Source organism: Streptomyces vastus, from assembly GCF_039532825.1.
Taxonomy (GTDB): Bacteria; Actinomycetota; Actinomycetes; order Streptomycetales; family Streptomycetaceae; genus Streptomyces; species Streptomyces vastus.
Genome location: NZ_BAAASJ010000098.1, coordinates 1 through 1,522, shown reverse-complemented (window position 1 = coordinate 1,522; position 1,522 = coordinate 1). Strand labels below are relative to the sequence as shown.

1 protein-coding gene and 2 pseudogenes are annotated in these 1,522 nt (G+C 69.8%); 1 reads left to right on the top strand and 2 read right to left on the bottom strand.

Features of this window, described 5'->3' with window-relative positions:
- Positions 1 to 364: pseudogene (locus ABD357_RS30625) on the top strand (MFS transporter); the annotation flags it as partial.
- Between the two features lie 72 nt (positions 365 to 436).
- Here the strand turns inward: ABD357_RS30625 and ABD357_RS30620 are convergent.
- Both ABD357_RS30620 and ABD357_RS30615 read right to left on the bottom strand, forming a co-directional pair.
- Complete coding sequence (locus ABD357_RS30620; RefSeq protein WP_344394260.1) at positions 437 to 1,426, bottom strand: zinc-dependent alcohol dehydrogenase family protein; 990 nt, start codon at positions 1,424 to 1,426, stop codon at positions 437 to 439.
- Positions 1,423 to 1,522, bottom strand: a pseudogene (locus tag ABD357_RS30615) (carbohydrate ABC transporter permease); the annotation flags it as partial. The pseudogene ABD357_RS30615 and the gene ABD357_RS30620, both read right to left, overlap by 4 nt.

The following is a 1,522-nucleotide window of genomic DNA, read 5'->3' as shown; positions in this document are numbered from 1 at the left end:
GTCGGCCGGACGCCGCTGTCCGTACCGGGTGACCGGCGGGCCCCTCGGGCCCGCCGGAAGCGGGTCCGTTCTGAGCGCGCCGGCCTGGGCCGCGACCAGCCTCATCGCCTTCCGCGCCGTCCAGGGCCTCGCGGGTGGCGTCATGATGCCTCTGACGGCCACGCTGCTCCTGCATGCCGCCAACGGCCGCAACATCGGCAAGGTCATGTCCATCATCACCTTGCCCACCGCGCTCGGCCCGGTCCTCGGACCGGTCCTGGGCGGCCTCATCCTGTACCTGGCCGACTGGCGCTGGATGTTCTTCGTCAACGTCCCCTTCTGTCTCGTCGGCGCCTGGCTCGCCTGGCGCAACCTGCCCGACGACCTGGGCCACCGTCACGGTGTTGCTGATCGCCCGCCCGGGTTCTACCACTGGGGCGTGACCTTCAGGTGAAGGTCAGGGCAGCACGACGATCTTCCGTCCCTGGCCGGTGGCGAACCGGTCCAGTGCCTGCGGGTACTCCGTCAGCGGAAGTCGGTGGCTGATGAACACCTGCGGATCGAGCACTCCGGTTGCGAACAGTTCCGCCGCGCGCTCGTAGCTGTGCAGCACCGCCATGGAGCCGGTAATCGTGATTTCTTGGTTGTAGATGCGGTACGGCGAGATGGTGGCCGTCGTCGCGTAGTCGGATACCCCGAACTGCAGGAACGTCCCGGCCTTGGCGACCCGTTCCAGGCCGTCCTGGATGGCCGCGGCGTTGCCGGTCGCGTCGACGACTACGTCCCAGCCAGTCGGCCGCCCGAACTCATCGGCCGAGAGCGCCGCCTGTGAACAGCCGAGCTTCTCAGCCGTCGCCAGCCGTTCCGGGTTGACGTCCACGACGTCCACCGAGGCGGCACCGGTGCGCTTGGCCAGCTCCAGCATCATCAGGCCCATCGTCCCGCTGCCGTAGATCAGTACATGGGAGCCGATCCTGCTGCTGAGCACGTCGTAGCCGCGCACGGCGCAGGACAGCGGCTCGATCAGCGCCGCGTCCTGGACGTCCACGTGATCCGGCAGCCGTGCGCAGTTGGCGACGGGCGCCACGGCGTACTCGGCGGCGCCACCCGCCACGGTCACACCGATCGCCTGCCACCGGTCGCAGAGGTTGTTGCGTCCGGCGCGGCAGTAGCGGCACTCGTTGCAGTACAGCGAGGGGTCCACGGCGACCCGGTCACCGATGGCGAGTTCGGTGACCTCGCTGCCGAGGCCCACGACCTCCCCGGCGAACTCGTGGCCCGGCACGACCGGCAGGGTCGGTGCGAACTCGCCCTGCAGGATGTGCAGATCGGTCCCGCACAGCCCGCAGGCCGCCACGTCGACCACGACCTCGCGCGGCCCGGGAGCGGGGTCGGGCACCGTGGTGACGGTGACCTTGCCGGGGGCTTCGATGACAGCGGCTTTCACTTGACTGCTCCGAGGGAGAGGCCGCGGACGAGTTTGTCCTGTGCGGCGAAGCCGGCGATGAGGACGGGCAGGGAGACCAGGGTGGCCGCGGCGCAG